This is a genomic window from Actinobacillus minor NM305 (assembly GCF_000175195.1).
In the GTDB taxonomy this organism is placed as follows: Bacteria; Pseudomonadota; Gammaproteobacteria; order Enterobacterales; family Pasteurellaceae; genus Haemophilus_A; species Haemophilus_A minor.
In genome coordinates this window covers 1-18,522 of record NZ_ACQL01000085.1, presented here as the reverse complement: position 1 = coordinate 18,522, position 18,522 = coordinate 1, and the positions used below count along the sequence as shown (strand labels likewise).

The window sequence follows — 18,522 nt, the reverse complement described above, 5'->3', positions numbered from 1 at the left end:
CGCTTGTTACTGCATCCATTGTAATGGCACAAGAATAAGCTCTGGCACGAAGATAAAGGCAAATAACAATGCAATCATCATTATTAAATATGGGAATACTCCTTTTGCTGCTTGATCAAATGGTAATTTTGACACGCCAGTAATCACGTTTAATACATTACCAACTGGCGGTGTAATTAAACCGATAGAGGTATTTAAGATAAATAACACACCAAAATAAACAGGGTCGATACCAGCCTCTTCAACAAGTGGCATAAGCACTGGTGTTAAAATCAATACTGTAGGTGTTAAATCCATCACCATACCAATAATAAATACCGCTAACATAATCACAAGCAATAATGTTGTTGGACTTTCAATAAGAGGTTCTAACAATTCTGTTAGCATAGTTGGTAACTCAGCAACGGTAATTAACCAACCTGTTACATTAGCGGCCGCAACCAAGAACATCACCACAGCGGTTGTTTTTGCTGCTGCTAAAATCACTTTATACAAATCTTTGATTTTGAGTTCACGATAAACAAAGAGTGAAACCACAAGAGCATAGAAGGTTGCCACAGCCCCGGCTTCCGTTGGGGTAAACATACCTGAACGGAACCCACCAATGATGATAACAGGTAGCAATAATGCCCAAATACTGTTTTTAAATGAAATACAAAGTTCTTGCTTTGTTGCTTTAGAGAAGGTCATTAAGTCGAGGCGTTTTGCTTGCCACCACCATAATGCAGCTAAACAGATCCCCATCATAATGCCCGGGAAAATACCGGCTAAGAATAATTTGGTAATGGAAACACCACTAGCTACACCAAACACGATAAACGGAATGGACGGTGGGATAATCGGTGCAATAATACCTGCTGTTCCAATTAGACCGGCTGAACGATCTAACGGGTAGCCTGTGGTTTTCATCATCGGTAACAACATTGCCGCCACGGCTGCGGTATCAGCAACCGCTGATCCTGAAAGGCTTGCCATAATCATTGCTGCTAGAATGGCAACAAACCCCAAACCACCACGTTTATGTCCAACCAATTTCATTGGTAAATCAATAATACGTTTAGAAAGCCCGCCTTCATTCATAATTTCGCCGGCAAGAATAAAGAAAGGAATTGCCATTAACGAGAAACTATCTGCACCGCTCACTATTTGTTGAGCAAGAATTTGTGCATCGAAGAGATCTAAATGAAGCATTAATGCTACGCCACAAATCAATAAGGCGAAAGCAACAGGCACACCAAGAAGAATGGCGCCTAATAATACTGAGAGGAAAATAGCAACTGTCATTGTGCTTCTCCTTTTCCAAGGCTAACAATGGTTGTAAACATTCTCGCCAAAATTAAAATACCGATTAACACACCTGCAATCACGCTAGCTAAATAAGTAATCCCCTGCGGTAAACCGGAAATCGGGGCAAGATTATTGAGGTTTAGTTGAAATTGGATCCAGCTTCCATCCACAATCAGGTAGCAACAAAACAGCATTGCAGCATCGGTAACGAGGCGTAATAACGAGCGACCTACGGGCGATAATTTGTCCGTTAAAACTGTTACGCTCACGTGCTGATTTTCACTAAAAGCCAAAACCGCACCTAAAAACGCTAGCCAAACGAACATATAGCGAGACACTTCTTCGGTTACACTGATACTACTATTAAAACCGTAGCGTAAAACTACGTTCACAAAAACTAAAATAGACATTGCGGCAAGAATAAACACACATAATGCTTCAAGTGCTTTTCCAACCAGTTGAGCTAGAGATTTCATAAATCACTCCTCAATTTCACTCATCGCAATTTTAACGACAATTTTTCGGATCATCTCCGTACCATCATAAATTGCGGTTCTATGGGTATCTTCAGGGAAAAAGACAGCAAAATTGCCACTCACACAACGAAATTCATTTTCGTTTTCTGCTGTGGTGTAGTATTGAATATCACGAATTTCATCATATGCCTGTGCAATCGGGTTTGTGCCTAAATCCGTTGCTGCTGCCATCACTTCTTTCCCTTTGTGTAGATATTGCACATCAAGATAACGGCGATGAACTTCCGGCTGAAATGCCGATTTAGGTTGAGTTGCTAAGTCTAAAACTTGAACAAAAATTTCACGTCCTTTTAGCTCATATACACCGGCTTCCATCGCATCAAAATCGGTCTTTTTCAGATAATCTAAAGCAAAGGCGATTGCTTTTGGATATTGTTTGGGATTGTAATTTGAGATATGACCAAAAAACATCATTTGCTCCTTTGTGAAGCCGATTTGCAAAACATTTCAATATTTTGACCGCTTGCACTTCGGCTTTTCACATTTCAGTTATAAAGATTTCAATTTCGCCCAAACCGTATCATCAACAGGAATACCATTTGCTTTGTTATCCGCTAGAATGGTTGTAAATTCGTGCCCAGGTAAACGTACTTCCACATTTGGATCTGACGGTTCTGCAGTTTTTACATATTCCATAATGCGGTTAAGTTTTTCCTCTTTTGTTTTACCATCAATCAAACGATCAACCTCAATGGCAATAAAGACTTGTGATACACAGTACTCATCGCTTTTATCTTCAGTTACTGCGGCAGTGGATTCACCATTTGAAAGTAATGTCGCAATCATATCCAACACAATGGATAAACCTGAACCTTTCCAGAAGCCCATCGGTAACAAGCGGCGATTTTTCTCAACAGTTGCTGGATCTCGGGTTAAATTACCATCATCATCAAAACCAGCATCAACAAAAGTTTGGCGACCGGCTAAACGATGCACTTCTAACATACCGTAAGAGTACATTGAGCAGGACATATCCACCATTGTGATTGGTGTTGTCGGCACCGCGATAATTAACGGGTTTGTTCCAATACGACATTCTTTTGCGCCCCAAGGTGGCATAACGGCAAGCGCATTTGTCCAACAAATACCGATATAACCTTTTTCTGCTGCTTGCCAGCCATAAGAACCACCACGCATCCAATGGTTTGCATTTCGTAACGCGACCACACCAATACCATTCTGTGCCGCTAATTCCATTGCACGATCCATCATTTTCTTCGCTGTTAAATTACCAATGGCTTGATGTGCATCCCATTGCTCAACTGCACCTAAACCTAAAACTTTTGTAGGCTCGGCTTCAGGGATAATATCGCCATTTTCAAGCTGCTGAATAAAACGAGGGAAGCGGTTTACCCCGTGCGAATAAGCACCTGCTTGTGTTGTGTCGGTAAAAACCGTTGCACATTCTTCTGCGATTTCTTCGCGAACTTGGCGAGCAAGTAATACACGTTTAAACTCCGCTTTTAATTCATCATAGGATACACGAATAGTCATAATGGCTCCTTTTAGGCTATAATTTCATTTTATGAAATGCTATTTCATATTTGGATATTAAAAGGTTATTTACTAGACGTTAAGAGGGAAAATTCAATTTTGTGAGATCCCTCACATTTTGAATATTAAAAATGTGAACTCCATCACATTTTTTATTCGGAAATTCTCTTTTAATAAAAAAGACTAATCAAAAATCAATACGGAATGGATATGACAGAAGAGAAAGCAAACGGAAATCAAAGCCTAATTCGAGGACTAAAATTACTGGATATTTTAAGCAATTACCCTAATGGTTGCCCTTTAGCACAGTTGGCGGAAAAAGCAGGATTAAATAAAAGTACGGTCCATCGCCTCCTACAAGGGCTACAACAAGAAGGGTTTATTCAACCCGCAACCACGGCCGGAAGCTACCGCCTCACGACCAAATGCCTTTCGATTGGGCATAAAATGTTTTCGTCACTCAACATTATTCATGTGGCAGCCCCTTACCTTGAGCAACTTAATTTAAAAACGGGTGAAACAGTCAATTTTTCAATGCGAGAAGATGATCATGCGATTATGATTTATAAGTTAGAACCAACGACTGGCATGCTACAAACACGTGCTTATATCGGGCAACGTCTCTCGCTGTATTGCTCAGGTATGGGGAAACTCTATCTTGCTTACGATAAAAATTCACTCGCTTATTTAGAAAAATACTGGGAAAGCCATCAAGAGATTATTCAACCTCTCACGTGTAATACGATTACCGATATCCATACGATGCAAAATGAGCTTGCGGAAATCAAACAGCAACATTTTGCACTTGATAAAGAAGAAAATGAAATTGGCGTAACTTGCATCGCTTATCCCATTTTCAACTTTAAAGGCGAAGTTAAATACGCCCTCTCGGTCTCAACATCAGTATCAAGATTGCATCAAATTGGCACAGATTTCTTACATCAAGAAATTAAACAGACCGCTTTAGCGATTTCAAAAGAGCTAGGATGGGAAAAAGCAGATTTTGTCTAAAAATCATCTTAAAGCTAACTAGGATAGATTAACGAAAAAGCGTAATAAGTTATTTATATAAGATTTTTTTAAATAAAAGAGTTGGTAAGAATTAGTTTGAGTAATTATTACCAACTTTGTTTTACTATACCTCTTTATTATAGAGGTACGATGGTTAAATTTGTTTAATTTTGTAATAAAGAGTCACTTACGTTATTTTACTCTATTCGCTAAAAACTGATAAATCGCAGCCATATCCACTTCACTTAAACCAGCGTCATTTGCCTGATTGTAGCTAGTTGCGGCTTGTTCGATAAGTGGGAACGCTCGACCTTGTTTTAACATTTCTGCTTTAGCTAAATTAAAATCTTTCGTCATATGTTTCATCATAAAAGCCGGGCTAAAGTCGTCTTGTAGATACATTGGCACTTTCGCTTGGAAAATAGCTGTATTCATTGCTGAACCTGAGATCATCTCGATGACTTTTTCTTTAGGGATACCATACTGATCTGCAAATACAAGGGCTTCGCCATAGGCTTGAATGAAGATACCTAATAATGAGTTAATCATTAATTTCATTCCACCTGCTTTTCCAACTTCGCCGTAATAAAAAGTCGTGGTGCTAAACGCTGAGAATAATGGTTTAAGCTGCTCAACAATTTCCTCTTTACCTGCAGCTAAAACTAACAATTTACCTGCTTCAGCAACCTTGCTTGATCCAGAAACCGGTGCCTCCACAAATTCTGCACCATATTGTGCTAATAATGCTTCCACTGCTTGGTTTTGAACGGGCGAGATCGTGCTCATATTCACAATGAGCTTCCCTTTTAATGCTGATAAAACCTTTTCGTCTAATACCTGCTGTACCGCTTGATAGTCTGCAATCATTAAAAAGATAATCTCATTTGCTTGCACTAATTCTAAGACGGAATCGTAAGCCGTTGCACCTAATGCCACAACTGCCTCACATTTTGCTTTGCTACGGTTATAAACACCCACTTTAGTGCCTTGATTTAATAAATGCTTAACCATAGGTTCACCCATTTGACCTAAGCCAATCCAGCCAACTTGATTTGTATTAAATTTTTGCATAATTTTCTCCTTTATTATTTAACTATGCATTTCCTTGATTAAGGGCTTTCGCAAATCACTATACCCTGAGGATTTGCTGATAGCACTATAACATAATCGGTATCGTCATCTCAAAATTTGTACAAATTTGTTGCAAATCAATGCGATTGGTCAAAAACGATTATTAAGTGAGGGTAAAGAGTATTTTTACTGAATAGAGGTTTATCATCATTATACTTTTCATTAAAATAACCTAACTTTTTTATCCCGTATTTTATTTAAAAAGGAATCCGATTATGGCAAAACAAATCGCTGTACTTATTGGTAGTGCAAGCAAAACATCAGCAAGCCGACTTGTTGTTAAACACTTACAAAAAATTGCACCGACAAGCATTCAATTAAATATCGTTGAAATTGGCGATCTACCACTTTACGACCGTGATTTAGATGAAAATTCTCCAGCAGAATATACTCGTGTGCGTGAAGCGGTAGCAAACGCAGATGGCGTACTTTTAGTTAGCCCGGAACACAACGCGGCAATTTCAGCAATGTTAAAAAATGCGATTGATGTTGTTTCTCGCCCAATGGGTCAAAGTAAATGGATTGGCAAACCGGCAGGGATCGTAACCGTTGCAGCCGGTATGGCTGGCGGGGTGCGTGTAGCGGATCAATTACGTGCTATCGCATCAGGTACATTTATCAATATGCCGGTTTATTCACAAAATGCTTCTGTGGGAGGCGTATTTAATGGTGTGTTTAACGAGCAAGGCGAAGTGGTTCTTGAGCCAGTTGTTCAGTTGTTCAGTTGTTAGAGAGCTTTATTCAAGGCTACGCAAAATTTGTTGAGAAATTTTAATTTTCTTCGATAAAACAAGCGGTCGTAAATTTTTGATGATTTACGACCGCTTTGTGTTTTTATGCTTTATTTTTTTACGCTAAAGTTTCCGTACTTAACTGCCAGCCCATTTGGCGATATTGTTTATAACGTTCTCTCGCTTGAGCTTTTTCTGTTTCTTGAATAGGTACAAACTCAATCACTTGCGTAAAGCTTGCCACATATTCAGGAATCGCTTGTTGTAGCGAAATCAGCAGATCTCTACGCTGTGCATTGCGTTTCCCTTTCCAAGAAATCTCAATAGGCGTAGCGTATTGTGTCACTTCGCCAGACAAATTGTGTGGCACAAAGGAATCAGGTTCTCTCGCCCAAAGTCGTTCGTCAATTTCAAAGGCTTGCTGTTCCGTTTCACAAGCAATAAGTACTCGTTTTCCTAATCGCCACGCTTTTGCGGCTAAATCGCAAGCTTGTTCATAAATGTTATCTTGGGTTAAAACATAAAATTGTACTTGTTTCACATCATCTTCCTTCAAGCGGTCAGATTTTTATCTTTTTTACCACATTTCATAAAATACCCCTATCCCACCCATTTTTACTTCAATCAATACAGGGTTGTACAAACTACACGGTCACTTTACGCTTTAACTTGTACGGAGCTACACAGTATATCAATAAAGCTGCTCTTCACTTCTGTACAAATTTCGACGCTATATAACCTTAAGCGAGGTTTTGTATTCGCCTTGAAGTAAAAATTACCTTTTTAATCAAAGATCGTTTAACCAGTTAGCTTGCTGGATTTGTGTATCGAGCTCTCGATGTTGTTTTGCGATGTGATCAATGCGTTTACGCAGTTCTTTAACATCAATCGCAGATAACATTTTGATTTCACTACGGCTATAACGATCAAAGGTTGGCGTTGCGGCATTTGCTAATTCCACTAACATGGCATGTTCATTTTTCAATCTGTCTCGTTGAGCCAATGCAGACACCATCAACAAACCATTTTCTAAGCCAATACGATGGTTTGCCATATTAATTTTAATCACCATTTGCTCTAATAACTGCGTAATTTGATGATATTCATTAAGCAAGCTATTCGGATCTTCAGCAGGTTGTTCGCCCTCTTGATATTGGGCATTTTGGCGTAACCGTTGCTTTAATTGTTCTAAGCGGCGTTGTAAATCTGCACGTTCGATCAAGGCTTCTGCTAATTTCATTCCTTCCTCCTGAACTAAATTGAGTTGCAATACTCTAACATAAGAACTACATCATTTCGATGAATGATGTTAAATTTACTCTCTAATTTACCTAAACATGAGGATATGAAAATGGGTTTATTTGATTTCGCAGCAGATATCGGTCGCAAGTTATTTACAAAAGAAGAGGAAGCGTCAAGTGCAGTAACAGAACATCTTGCACAAGATAATCCTGGTGTTGAAAATGTACAAGTTACCGTTGAAAACGGCGTAGCAAGTTTAAGTGGTGTTGCTTCAACAGCAGCAGCGATTGAAAAAGCAGTATTAATGGCTGGTAACGTAGCGGGCATTGATACCGTTAATATCGATAATGTTCAAATCGCAAATGGCGAACAAATTGCTGGTGATGATGAATTCTACATCATTGCTAAAGGCGATACATTATGGAAAATCGCAGAAAAAGCTTACGGTAACGGTGCAAAATATACGGCAATCGTTGAAGCTAACAAAGAAGTTATTAAAGATGCGGATAAGATCTTCCCAGGTCAAAAAATCCGTATTCCAAAAGGTCTTTAATCCTTAAAATATCAAAATGGAGAATAGTATTTCACTATTCTCCATTTTTTATAACATAAACCTTGCGATTTTCTCTCGACAGATCTCGGATAGATCGCTACAATGTTCGCCTATTTCTCTATCTTTTATATACTCAAATTGAGGTTTAAGAATGTCAATTTCTATTGAAACTTTAGAAGGCTTACAACGCCGTGTAACAATTACCGTAGCAGCAGATAAAATCGAAGCTGGTTACAAAGAACAATTAAAAGGCTATGCAAAAAATGCTCGCGTAGATGGCTTCCGTAAAGGTAAAGTACCACACTCAATCATCGAGCAACGTTTTGGTTTAGCAGCTCGTCAAGATGTATTATCTGAAGAAATGCAACGTGCATTCTTTGATGCGGTTATCGCTGAAAAAATCAACCTTGCAGGTCGTCCAACTTTCACACCAAACAACTACCAACCAGGTCAAGATTTCTCATTCACAGCAACTTTTGAAGTGTTTCCAGAAGTTGAATTAAAAGGTTTAGAAAACATCGAAGTTGAAAAACCGGTTGTTGAGATCACAGAAGCTGATTTAGACAAAATGGTTGATGTGTTACGTAAACAACAAGCAACATTTGCAGAAACGGCTGAAGCAGCAAAAGCAGATGACCGTGTAACAATCGACTTCGTAGGTTCAGTAGATGGTGAAGAGTTCGAAGGCGGTAAAGCATCTGACTTCGTATTAGCAATGGGTCAAGGTCGTATGATCCCTGGTTTTGAAGAAGGTATCGTAGGTCACAAAGCTGGCGAGCAATTCGACATCAACGTAACTTTCCCAGCAGAATACCACGCTGAGAACTTAAAAGGTAAAGCTGCGAAATTCGCAATTACCTTGAAAAAAGTAGAAAACATCGTTCTTCCTGAATTAACGGAAGAATTCGTGAAAAAATTCGGTTCAGCAAAAACCGTTGAAGAGTTACGTGCAGAAATCAAGAAAAACATGCAACGTGAGTTAAAAAATGCCTTAACTTCACGTGTGAAAAACCAAGTAATCAATGGTTTATTAGCAAATAACGACATCGAAGTACCGGCAGCAGCAGTTGCTGAAGAAGTTGATGTATTACGTCAGCAAGCGGTTCAACGTTTCGGTGGTAAACCTGAAATGGCTGCACAATTACCGGCTGAATTATTTGAAGCAGATGCAAAACGTCGTGTTCAAGTAGGTTTATTACTTTCAAGCGTGATCGCATCTAACGAATTAAAAGTAGATGAAGCACGTGTTGAAGCGATGATCGCAGATATCGCATCAGCTTACGAACAACCAGCGGAAGTTGTTGCTCACTATGCGAAAAACCGTCAATTAACTGAAAATATCCGTAACGTGGTATTAGAAGAACAAGCGGTAGATGCAGTGTTAGCAAAAGCGAAAGTAACTGAGAAAGCAATGTCATTTGATGAAGTAATGGCACAACAAGCTTAATCTCTTTAAGTTTAAAAGGTGGGCAAATGCCCACCTTAAAAATAAATGGTCAATGACACCAATTTTTATTTGATAAGACTTAGAGAATTTAGCTATGGAACAACTTACTTTTACTCAACAGCTTCAACAATTCATTTCAGCACACCCTGTACTCGTGGCAGCGTGGGTTGCGGTTTTTGTTGCGGTTCTGTTTAGCATGTACAAAGGCTTAACCAGCAAATTTAAAGTGGTTAATAACGCACAAGCAACTGAATTGGTAAATCGTGATAATGCCATTTTCTTAGATATTCGTTCGGATGAAGAATTTAGAAATGGACATATTGCGGAGAGCCATAGCATTCACCCAAGTGATATTAAAAGCGGTAAAATCAATGCCATTGAGAAATTTAAAACTCAACCCGTCATTGTTGTTGATGGCAACGGTTTTAATGCAAACTCATCGGCAGAACAACTTGCCAAACTTGGCTTTGCTAAAGTTTATGTGCTAAAAGAAGGGCTTTTAGGCTGGAGATCAGCAAACCTTCCAACTGTAAAAAAATAAGGAAATCGTATGTCTGAAGAAAATCAAGTTGCGACTCAAGAAACTGAAGTACCTTTTGAGTTTCAAATTCAACGTATTTATGTCAAAGATGTTTCTTTCGAAGCACCAAACTTACCTAACATTTTCCACCAAGAATGGAAGCCACAATTAGGTTTTGAACTTGATACTGAAACACGTGAATTAGGTGAAGATCTTTATGAAGTTGTGTTACACATTAATGTTTCTACAACCTTAGAAGACAGCGGTGATACAGCCTTCATTTGTGAAGTTAAACAAGCCGGTGTATTTACCATTAAAGGTTTAGAAGGTATCCAATTAGCGCATATGCTTGCGGCACAATGTCCGGAAATCCTCTACCCTTACGCTCGTGAGTTAATCGCAAGCCTCGTAAATCGTGGTACATTCCCAGCGTTAAATCTTTCTCCGGTAAACTTCAACGCTTTATTTGCGGATTATCTTGCTCAACAAGAAGCGGCAGCAGAGCAACCGGCAAACTAATTACGCTCAGAAAAAATAGGTATGTGAAAACATGCCTATTTTTTTATTTTTAGCTATGGTATAAAGCGGTCTAATTGATCTTATTTTTTGCAAAGGAATATCTATGACATCAATGTATTCGGCACCTGTTACAATTTTAGGCGCAGGCTCTTACGGCACGGCGCTCGCCATTGCATTATCACGTAATGGACACAAAACTTACCTATGGGGTCATCAAGCCGAAGCGATGCAGGTATTAGCTCAAGATCGGGAAAATAAAGCCTTTTTACCCAACATTCCTTTCCCTGAAGCACTCGAAATTGAAAGTGATTTAGCGCAAGCCCTTTCAAAAGCGAATGATTTATTGATCGTTGTACCAAGCCATGTATTTGCTGATGTCTTAAAAACGATGAAACCTTTTATCCGCCCAGAACATCGCATTATGTGGGCAACAAAAGGGTTAGAGCGAGATACTGGGCGATTACTTCAAGAAGTCGCTTTGCAAATTTTAGGCGAAAATCATCCGCTTGCCGTGCTTTCTGGTCCAACTTTTGCGAAAGAATTAGCAGAAGGTTTGCCAACCGCCATTTCTTTAGCTTCAAACGATCCTCAATTTGCAGATGAAATGCAGCAACGCATTCACTGTTCTAAAGCATTCCGTGTCTATCTCAACACCGATATGATTGGCGTACAGCTTGGCGGTGCAATTAAAAATGTCATTGCGATAGGGGCAGGTATTTCAGACGGTATGGGATTTGGTGCAAACGCACGCACTGCTTTAATTACCCGTGGATTAGCTGAAATTAGCCGCTTAGGGCTTTCGCTCGGCGCTGATCCTAAAACTTTTATGGGAATGGCCGGGCTCGGCGATTTGGTGCTGACATGTACCGACAACCAATCACGCAACAGACGTTTTGGGCTCGCCTTAGGGCAAGGCAGAAAAGCAGAAGAGGCCATTGCCGAAATTGGACAAGTTGTGGAAGGTTTCTACAACACCAAAGAGGCCTATTTGTTAGCACAAAAACAAGGGGTTGAGATGCCGATTGTTGAGCAAATTTATCAAATGCTGTTTGAAGGAAAAAGTGCAACAGAAGTCACCAAAGAGCTACTTGGGCGTGAACGTAAAGGAGAGTGATCCGCATGAAAAATGAAAAAGCGCAACAGATTTGGCAAGAGATCCGTAAAGAAGCTCAGGAACTGGTGGATAATGAACCGATGCTAGCGAGCTTCTTTCATGCAACGATTTTAAAACATTCCGATTTAGGTAGCTCTCTTAGCTATATTTTGGCAAACAAATTAGCAAATGCGATTATGCCAGCCATTGCATTAAAAGAGATCATTGAAGAAGCCTATCTTGCCGATCCACAAATTATTAACAGTGCCGCCAGCGATATTGAAGCTGTCCGCACTCGAGATCCTGCGGTGGATAAATGGACCACGCCACTTCTCTATCTCAAAGGCTTTCATGCTTTACAAAGCTATCGTGTGACCCATTATCTTTGGAAACAAGGACGCAAAGCCTTAGCGATTTACTTACAAAATGAGATCTCGGTAGCATTTGATGTTGATATTCATCCAGCCGCTCGTGTCGGTTGTGGCATTATGTTTGATCACGCAACGGGGATTGTTGTCGGTGAAACAGCTGTTATTGAGAATGATGTTTCCATCTTACAAGGAGTTACCTTAGGGGGAACAGGAAAAGAGCATGGCGATCGTCATCCTAAAATTCGAGAAGGGGTAATGATTGGGGCGGGCGCCAAAATTTTAGGTAATATTGAAATCGGTCAATATGCCAAAATTGGGGCAAACTCTGTCGTATTACAACCCGTTCCTGATCATGCAACAGCAGCAGGTGTCCCTGCCCGTATTATCAGTAAATCTTCAGAACAAAAACCGGCATTTGATATGAACCAATACTTTGAAGATATCGAAGGCACCTATGGAGAAGGTATCTAGCATAAGCGCCAAGTTATGAGGCTTGGCGTGTTTTAATCGTTCTAATACGAAAGAAAAAATACCAATACTGAAATAAAACAAGAAGCATTAATGCACCTTTTGCCCAAATGCTATTCACAGTTAGAAAAGTAAAAAAACAAAATGGAAAGGCAATAGCTAAAATTGTGAGTTTTTGCCTCATGGTCATTGCTCGTTTTTCATCAAATTCCTTTAAATACTTTTGATAAAACAGGCTATTGACAAACCACTGATGCAATCTTTCTGAACTACGGCTAAAGCAGAATAGCGCTAGTAATAGAAATGGCGTGGTTGGAAGAACGGGCAAGAAGATCCCCAGAATGCCCAAGCCAAGCGCCAAACCACCGATGCTCATGTAAACCCACTTTTGCATACTAACCCCATTGTAATTTGACAGGCTGAATTCCAATCTCATCACTGTTCAACCCTATTTTTAATTGGTTAATCTGATGACAAATCTGTGCGGTAACTGCTTCGGCTTGCGCCATTTTTTCTGGTGTAACCCCCTTCGGCTGTATGCCAAATAATAGCGCATCGAGTAACCTTTCCGCATGCATACCTTCTCGGCAATAATGCAAGACGCCAACATCTTGAAAAGCGGTAGCAACTCTAGCCACTTTTGTGGTAGCGATCCCCAATGCCCCATCTTCTCCGCCCAATTCTCGGAACAATGCATGTTGTGGAAAACCGCCACAGGCTAAGAAAAAAGCACGGCGAAAAACAACGTTGCCGCCACAGGTCATCCGCATATGCTGCCAAGCGAAATCAAAGTCAGCGTGGGAAGCATAACGCTCCGGAATCCCCACCGGTTTTAATTCTAAGCGAACAACAGCCGTTTCAGGTTGGAACTCAAAAATCGCTTTGGCGACTTGTAATGCCCCATTTTCGTAAGCATCATCCGCATCCAAAAATGCAATAAACTCTGCCTCACTTTGCAAAGCCCCCCAATTTCTGGCTTTTGCAACACCACCATTTTGCGGCATTTTCTCCACCCGAATTTTATCTGGGAGTTGCGCTTCAAAAGATTTTGCAAGCGCAAAAGTCTGATCTGTGGAGCCATCATCAACAATCCACAATAGACCTAATTCAGGCTGATTTAATACGCTCTGCACAGCACGCTGTAATGTCGTAGCTGCGTTATAACAAGGAATAACAACATCAATCATATAAATTCCGCCCCTTGCTTATCCACTTTCAGAATAGAAGCATAATCTGCTTTCCAATCGCCTAGCACAATTCTTGTAAAATCAGGTTCAAAATGCACCGCTTGTCGGTGGGTATGCCCATGAATCAGTTGTGTAGCATTAAATTTTTTTACCATATTGACCGTAAATGCAGCATTAACATCCATAATCGTGTTGGATTTAGTCTGCTTATCAAGCTGGCTTTTCATTCGGATTTTCTGGGCAATTTTTAATCTTAATGATAATGGCAAGCGTAAAAATAACCATTGACGCCATTTTTGATGCACTTTTTGCCGAAATTGTTGATATTTCACATCATCAATACAAAGGGTATCGCCGTGGCAAAGTAAGGTGCTTTTGCCATAGAGTTCGATGCAATGATAATCCGGAAGCAATATCATACCTGTCTCATTCGCAAACCGCTTACCAATTAAAAAATCACGATTTCCGCAAATAAAATAGCATTTCACACCGCTTGCGGTAAGCGTTTTAATGGCTGACTTCACCTCGCTAATCAACGCAGATTGTTCATCATCGCCAATCCAAAAATCAAATAAGTCTCCCAAAATATAAACCGCCTCTGCAAGCGGTGCTTTTTGCTGCATAAATTGCAAAAAAAGCTGCGTTATCTCAGGTTGAGATTCATTAAGATGAAGATCGGAAATGAAATAAATCATAGGCATTATTCGCTTACCATGGAAATGCTCTAATTTAGCGAAAAGTAGGTAGGGTTGCAAATAAAAATCTTGGCGTTTTTAAAAACATTAGCCCACTTATTAAAGTGGGCTAATAGATAAAGCAACTTATTCTTTGCGGAAAATACCACGAATCAGTTGAAAAGAAAGGAAAAAGAGTAATGCGATTACTGCATAAAGCACATAGCTTACAATCGGGCGAGAAACAGTTTCATCGGCTTGTAGTGGCTTAATTGAAACAATGTTCCTAAACTCATTTAACCAGTTAATCCGCCAACCGTAGTATTTAATTTGCACACGTTGGTGCTCATTAGCATAGGCTTGCGCCTTAGCTTGAATATCCGCTGAACCAAATTTGAAATAAGGCGGCAAGCCCCAGCCGGTATCTTCATTACGGTAAACCATGATTTTTTTCGTTTCAGGGTTTTCTGTAAAAAGGAAATAAACATCACGGACTTCGCCATCTGCCGGATTGGATTTGCTGATAACACCATCTTTATCCATACGGCGAACTTCCATACCGGTTACAACCGTATCTTCATAACTTGGCATGGCGTAATTAACCGCACCACCTAAGACGATGAAAAAAGAAAGCGACACTAAAATCAGAAAATATTTAAGGATAGCTTGCATAGTCAATGTCCTTATAAGTTAATTTTGAATAAGTTTTGCACATTTTGCGTGGTAATGCGAGCAAATTCTTCTGTTGAAACCCCTTTGAGGGTCGCAACATATTCACAAGTTTCGCGCACATAAGCAGGTTGATTTGGTTTTCCTCGATAAGGAATCGGTGCCAAATAAGGCGAATCCGTTTCAATCAATAAACGATCAAGCGGTATTTTTCTCGCTACATCTCGCAATTCTTCTGCATTACGGAAGGTAATGATCCCAGAAATCGAGATATAAAAACCAATATCTAATGCTCGTTTTGCCATGGCATAATCTTCGGTAAAACAGTGCAATACACCGCCACATTTTTCTGCACCGTGTTGTTCTAACATATCCATCGTATCTTGACGCGCTGAGCGAGTGTGAATAATAAGAGGTTTATTCACTTTATTTGCTACTTCAATTTGTTGAGCAAATAGCTGCTGTTGTAGCACTTTTGTTTCAGGCGTGTAGTGATAGTCTAATCCTGTTTCACCAATCGCCACCACTTTTGGATCTTGTGCATATTGCCATAATTTTTCGTAGTCGAAAGGTTCTTCTTCCACATTTAATGGATGTACGCCACAGCTTAAAGACACATCATTACGATGAGCAGTTAATTGCTTCATGGCCTCAAATCGTCCTAATGTAGTGCACACAGAAAGAATATGCTGTACACCTCGTTTTTTGGCGTTCTCAATAACTTCGTCCACATTTTTATGACGCGTTTCATAGTCTAATGCATCTAAATGACAGTGGGAGTCAATAATAAATAAATCGTTCAAAATGCTTTCCTAATCTCACTAAATTGACTTGGCATTATACCGCAAATTTATTCGCAAAAAATGAAGAAAATGTTACCGCTTGCAACAAAAAAGGAGCTTTCGCTCCTTTCTGGTTTTTAACTTTTACAAGATGCGCCTGATTTTTGCACTTTACCGAAATCATTTTGGCTATCCGGCTTGCTCATGTTATTCGGGGCGCCTTTTTGCACGGGATATTTGGAATCCATTTGCCAAGCGTTCCAACCACCATCATAGACATAGCTGTTTTTCCAACCGGCTAGTTGTGTCATAAACCAAGAAACACTTGCACGCCAGCCTGTTCCGCAATAAAAGGCTAAAGGTTCATCTTTTTGAATGCCTTGTGTTTTCCATAAAGCAAAAATTTCATTTGGGTTACGTAGGGTACCGTCCGGATCATAATAATCCGCCACATTAGAGGAATCCGTACCGGCAAATCCCCAAATAGCACCTTGCGGCTCTCCTTTACCCGGAATATAGTCATAACCACTAACATTACCAAGATACTCTTCCCAAGAACGATTACTGATCAATTTCAATCCTTGCTCTTTTTGGGCCTTTAACACATCATCCGGCATAGAGATGTTAATACTCGGATTTGCAGGAATGGTTGTACCAAATGCTGTTTCAGGTGTAGGAATATTGACTTGTGTTTCCGTTGGTAAATCAAGATTTTTCCACGCCCACAATCCACCATTTAAGAAACGGACATCTTCTACACCTGCCCATTTCAATGCCCACAATACACGTAATGCAGCTAGCTGATTATCCGAATACAAAATAATGGTTTTATCTTTTGTGATCCCATTCTTGAGTAAATTGGCTTCAATCACTTTAGGATCGGATAAATTCCATACCGGGTCGTTTTCAATCCAATCCGTGTTAAAATGATATGCACCGACAATATGCTGTGTATAAGCTTTTACCGTTTCTAGCGGTCCCCAAGAAACTTCAAACACCATAAATTTATCATTTTGATAGCTCTCAGGTTTCTCCCCTTTCATCACCACATTCAGCCATTGAGGTGAAACACTTAACTGATAGTGCGCAAATTTTTCTAACGGATAACTCTCCACATTGCTATAACTTAAAATATCTTTAAACACCTTAACGTTATAACCTTTTGCCGCAAATTCCGCGCTCACTCGCTCTAAATTATCAGGATTGCTATCATAAAAGACGATCGTTTTGTCTTTCGTGATCCCTTTACCGGCAGCGAAAGTTTCAAATTTATCTGCGGCAATGTTATCTAACCATTCCGTTGTAAATTGCACCGCATTTTTAATATGCCCTCCTCGGCTCGCATTTGGTTCTTTGAAGCCATTAAAATAGCTATCAATTCGGGTATCCACAATCACATAGTTAGGGTTATCTAAATTCTTTAGTAATTCCTCTGTTTCAATGATTTGAACACTTTTTTCATTACAGCCGGCTAACGCTAATCCTAGCGCAGTTAATAACAAAGTCTTTTTCATTTTCGTCTCCTAAAGTGAACATTGCGTTGGTTTAACAATCGCAGAGGCAACCCAGCAACCTAACATTATCATGAATGTTGCAATCCAAGCTTGCCAAGAAAAATAAGCGGTTGCGACAAGGGAATTGGTTATTGTACAACCACCGGCTAATGCGGCACCTATCCCCATCATCACACCACCTAGAACACGTTGAATAAATTGCTTACCGTCTGGCATACGTAGCTGAAATTCACCACTCGCTTTTGCCGCAATAAAAGAGCCGAATATAATGCCCAGCACTAGATAGGTGCCCCAGTTCAAATAACGTTGCTGACCTGTCACAATATATTGCATAACATTTGCAGAAGGGATTGCAATGCCAAACCCAAAGTTCCGCCCCGTTTCAGCACTGAATAACCACGCAATAACCCCCAAACCACCTAATAAAACCGCACCGAAATAAGGATGCCAACGGCGTTCAAATAACCAATGAACCACGCCTGTTTTTTGATATGTCGCTACCGGTTGGAAACGAGGGTGACGAATTTGGTAGATAACAAGTGCTACCGTTACAGCTATTAACAAACCAACGAGAACCCAAGGCGATATCTGCCAAGTTAAATAAATGTTGTCCCAAGAGGAAGTTTGCTGAACCCAAGGCATTACCCAAGATTTCAACATGCCCGTTTGCGTTGCCGCCATCGTCAGAGCAAAACAGACTAAGGCGATTAAACTTCCTACGGCACCTTCCCCACCACGAAACCAACCACCACTGGCACAACAACCGGCAATAGACATCCCTGCACCAAAGACAAAGCCCCCGACTAATGTTGCAATAACAGGCAAAGTCGTTTGTGGAATCTCGATAAGCTGAAAATGAGCAAGTAAAAATAACCCAACCGATTGGATACTCACAGCAATCAGTAATGCAGTAAGGAAACGGAATTGGCGTTGATAGAAAATGTTTCGAAAGCCCGAAACAAAACAGAATTGACTACGTTGTAGAATGAACCCTAATAGGATCCCGATAAAAAGACCAGATAACATTGATTAACCCTTAATACAAATGTTAGAGATGTATATTTAATCGGCAAAATGATGTGCTGTCAAGCGGTAAGATTTTTATTGCATTTTACAATAGTAAAAAAGAGCCAAATCTCGGTATTATGTAGCACTTAATATGTAGGAATACCACACTGGTATCCGTTCCAAAATATTAGATATGAAATAGTTTACCTATATTGATTTAGGACGCCAGCGTGGCGTCCCTACTCTCATTTTATTGAGGCTGAATTTACAATCCAAGTGCAACAA

The 18,522-nt window shown here is 40.0% G+C and carries 21 protein-coding genes and 1 pseudogene; 8 read left to right on the top strand and 14 right to left on the bottom strand.

Translation table 11 applies throughout. The features are described from left to right. Positions 1-6 precede the first annotated feature (6 nt). The 4 genes from AM305_RS04355 to yiaK form a co-directional block, all read right to left on the bottom strand. Positions 7-1,284 carry a TRAP transporter large permease subunit gene (locus AM305_RS04355; RefSeq protein WP_005823464.1) on the bottom strand — a complete coding sequence of 426 codons (1,278 nt, stop codon included), beginning with the start codon at positions 1,282-1,284 and terminating at the stop codon, positions 7-9. After that, entirely contained in the window at positions 1,281-1,763 is a 483-nt protein-coding gene (locus AM305_RS04350; protein ID WP_005823463.1) for a TRAP transporter small permease, read from the bottom strand. The genes AM305_RS04355 and AM305_RS04350 overlap by 4 nt, the downstream gene beginning before the upstream one ends. 3 nt (positions 1,764-1,766) lie before the next feature. After that, complete coding sequence (locus tag AM305_RS04345) at positions 1,767-2,234, bottom strand: NanQ anomerase/TabA/YiaL family protein (RefSeq protein ID WP_005823462.1); 468 nt, start codon at positions 2,232-2,234, stop codon at positions 1,767-1,769. A 78-nt stretch (positions 2,235-2,312) separates the two neighbouring features. Next, a complete protein-coding gene (gene yiaK, locus AM305_RS04340; protein ID WP_035293955.1) occupies positions 2,313-3,311 on the bottom strand; it encodes a 3-dehydro-L-gulonate 2-dehydrogenase in 999 nt (332 codons plus the stop codon). 216 nt (positions 3,312-3,527) lie between these two features. On the opposite strand from yiaK, the gene AM305_RS04335 reads away from it, so the two are divergent. Beyond that, complete coding sequence (locus tag AM305_RS04335; protein WP_005823460.1) at positions 3,528-4,328, top strand: IclR family transcriptional regulator; 801 nt, start codon at positions 3,528-3,530, stop codon at positions 4,326-4,328. Positions 4,329-4,520: 192 nt separating this feature from the next. Here AM305_RS04335 and AM305_RS04330 read toward each other — a convergent pair whose 3' ends face one another. Next, positions 4,521-5,399: an NAD(P)-dependent oxidoreductase gene (locus AM305_RS04330; protein ID WP_005823459.1), complete on the bottom strand. Its 879-nt coding sequence runs from the start codon at positions 5,397-5,399 to the stop codon at positions 4,521-4,523. Positions 5,400-5,674: 275 nt separating this feature from the next. Here AM305_RS04330 and AM305_RS04325 point away from each other — a divergent pair. Beyond that, positions 5,675-6,234: pseudogene (locus AM305_RS04325) on the top strand (NADPH-dependent FMN reductase). 74 nt (positions 6,235-6,308) lie between these two features. Here AM305_RS04325 and AM305_RS04320 read toward each other — a convergent pair. Then, positions 6,309-6,731: a DNA polymerase III subunit chi gene (locus AM305_RS04320; RefSeq protein ID WP_005823457.1), complete on the bottom strand. Its 423-nt coding sequence runs from the start codon at positions 6,729-6,731 to the stop codon at positions 6,309-6,311. Positions 6,732-6,977: 246 nt separating this feature from the next. Beyond that, positions 6,978-7,430, bottom strand: coding sequence for a DIP1984 family protein (locus AM305_RS04315; protein ID WP_005823456.1), 453 nt, complete (start codon positions 7,428-7,430; stop codon positions 6,978-6,980). Positions 7,431-7,541: 111 nt separating this feature from the next. Between AM305_RS04315 and lysM the strand changes: the two genes are divergently transcribed. The 6 genes from lysM (at position 7,542) to cysE (ending at position 12,406) form a co-directional block, all read left to right on the top strand. Then, complete coding sequence (gene lysM, locus AM305_RS04310; protein WP_005823455.1) at positions 7,542-7,985, top strand: peptidoglycan-binding protein LysM; 444 nt, start codon at positions 7,542-7,544, stop codon at positions 7,983-7,985. Between the two features lie 151 nt (positions 7,986-8,136). After that, complete coding sequence (tig, locus tag AM305_RS04305) at positions 8,137-9,432, top strand: trigger factor (protein ID WP_005823454.1); 1,296 nt, start codon at positions 8,137-8,139, stop codon at positions 9,430-9,432. 94 nt (positions 9,433-9,526) lie between these two features. Beyond that, positions 9,527-9,973, top strand: a complete 447-nt coding sequence (locus AM305_RS04300) for a rhodanese-like domain-containing protein (protein WP_005823453.1) — start codon at positions 9,527-9,529, stop codon at positions 9,971-9,973. Positions 9,974-9,982: 9 nt separating this feature from the next. Continuing rightward, positions 9,983-10,471, top strand: coding sequence for a protein-export chaperone SecB (secB, locus tag AM305_RS04295; protein WP_005823452.1), 489 nt, complete (start codon positions 9,983-9,985; stop codon positions 10,469-10,471). Positions 10,472-10,574: 103 nt separating this feature from the next. Next, positions 10,575-11,585, top strand: a complete 1,011-nt coding sequence (gene gpsA / locus AM305_RS04290; protein ID WP_005823451.1) for an NAD(P)H-dependent glycerol-3-phosphate dehydrogenase — start codon at positions 10,575-10,577, stop codon at positions 11,583-11,585. A gap of 5 nt (positions 11,586-11,590) precedes the next feature. Next, complete coding sequence (gene cysE / locus AM305_RS04285; protein WP_005823450.1) at positions 11,591-12,406, top strand: serine O-acetyltransferase; 816 nt, start codon at positions 11,591-11,593, stop codon at positions 12,404-12,406. 13 nt (positions 12,407-12,419) lie between these two features. Here the strand turns inward: cysE and AM305_RS04280 are convergent, their stop codons facing one another. The 7 genes from AM305_RS04280 to AM305_RS04250 all read right to left on the bottom strand — a co-directional run bounded on the left by AM305_RS04280 (position 12,420) and on the right by AM305_RS04250 (position 18,255). Then, positions 12,420-12,797, bottom strand: a complete 378-nt coding sequence (locus AM305_RS04280; protein WP_005823449.1) for a YbaN family protein — start codon at positions 12,795-12,797, stop codon at positions 12,420-12,422. 1 nt (position 12,798) lies between these two features. Beyond that, positions 12,799-13,590: a glycosyltransferase family 2 protein gene (locus tag AM305_RS04275; RefSeq protein WP_005823448.1), complete on the bottom strand. Its 792-nt coding sequence runs from the start codon at positions 13,588-13,590 to the stop codon at positions 12,799-12,801. Then, positions 13,587-14,291 (bottom strand): UDP-2,3-diacylglucosamine diphosphatase, encoded by a 705-nt coding sequence (gene lpxH / locus AM305_RS04270; RefSeq protein WP_005823447.1) that lies wholly within the window; start codon positions 14,289-14,291, stop codon positions 13,587-13,589. The genes AM305_RS04275 and lpxH overlap by 4 nt, the downstream gene beginning before the upstream one ends. Positions 14,292-14,411: 120 nt before the next feature. Beyond that, on the bottom strand, positions 14,412-14,936 hold the full coding sequence (locus tag AM305_RS04265) for a DUF1523 family protein (RefSeq protein ID WP_005823446.1): 525 nt from the start codon (positions 14,934-14,936) through the stop codon (positions 14,412-14,414). Between the two features lie 11 nt (positions 14,937-14,947). Beyond that, on the bottom strand, positions 14,948-15,736 hold the full coding sequence (locus AM305_RS04260) for a TatD family hydrolase (protein ID WP_005823445.1): 789 nt from the start codon (positions 15,734-15,736) through the stop codon (positions 14,948-14,950). A gap of 116 nt (positions 15,737-15,852) precedes the next feature. Continuing rightward, on the bottom strand, positions 15,853-17,229 hold the full coding sequence (locus AM305_RS04255) for a rhodanese-like domain-containing protein (protein WP_005823444.1): 1,377 nt from the start codon (positions 17,227-17,229) through the stop codon (positions 15,853-15,855). Between the two features lie 9 nt (positions 17,230-17,238). Beyond that, positions 17,239-18,255 (bottom strand): YeeE/YedE family protein, encoded by a 1,017-nt coding sequence (locus AM305_RS04250; protein WP_005823443.1) that lies wholly within the window; start codon positions 18,253-18,255, stop codon positions 17,239-17,241. Between the last annotated feature and the right edge of the window lie 267 nt (positions 18,256-18,522).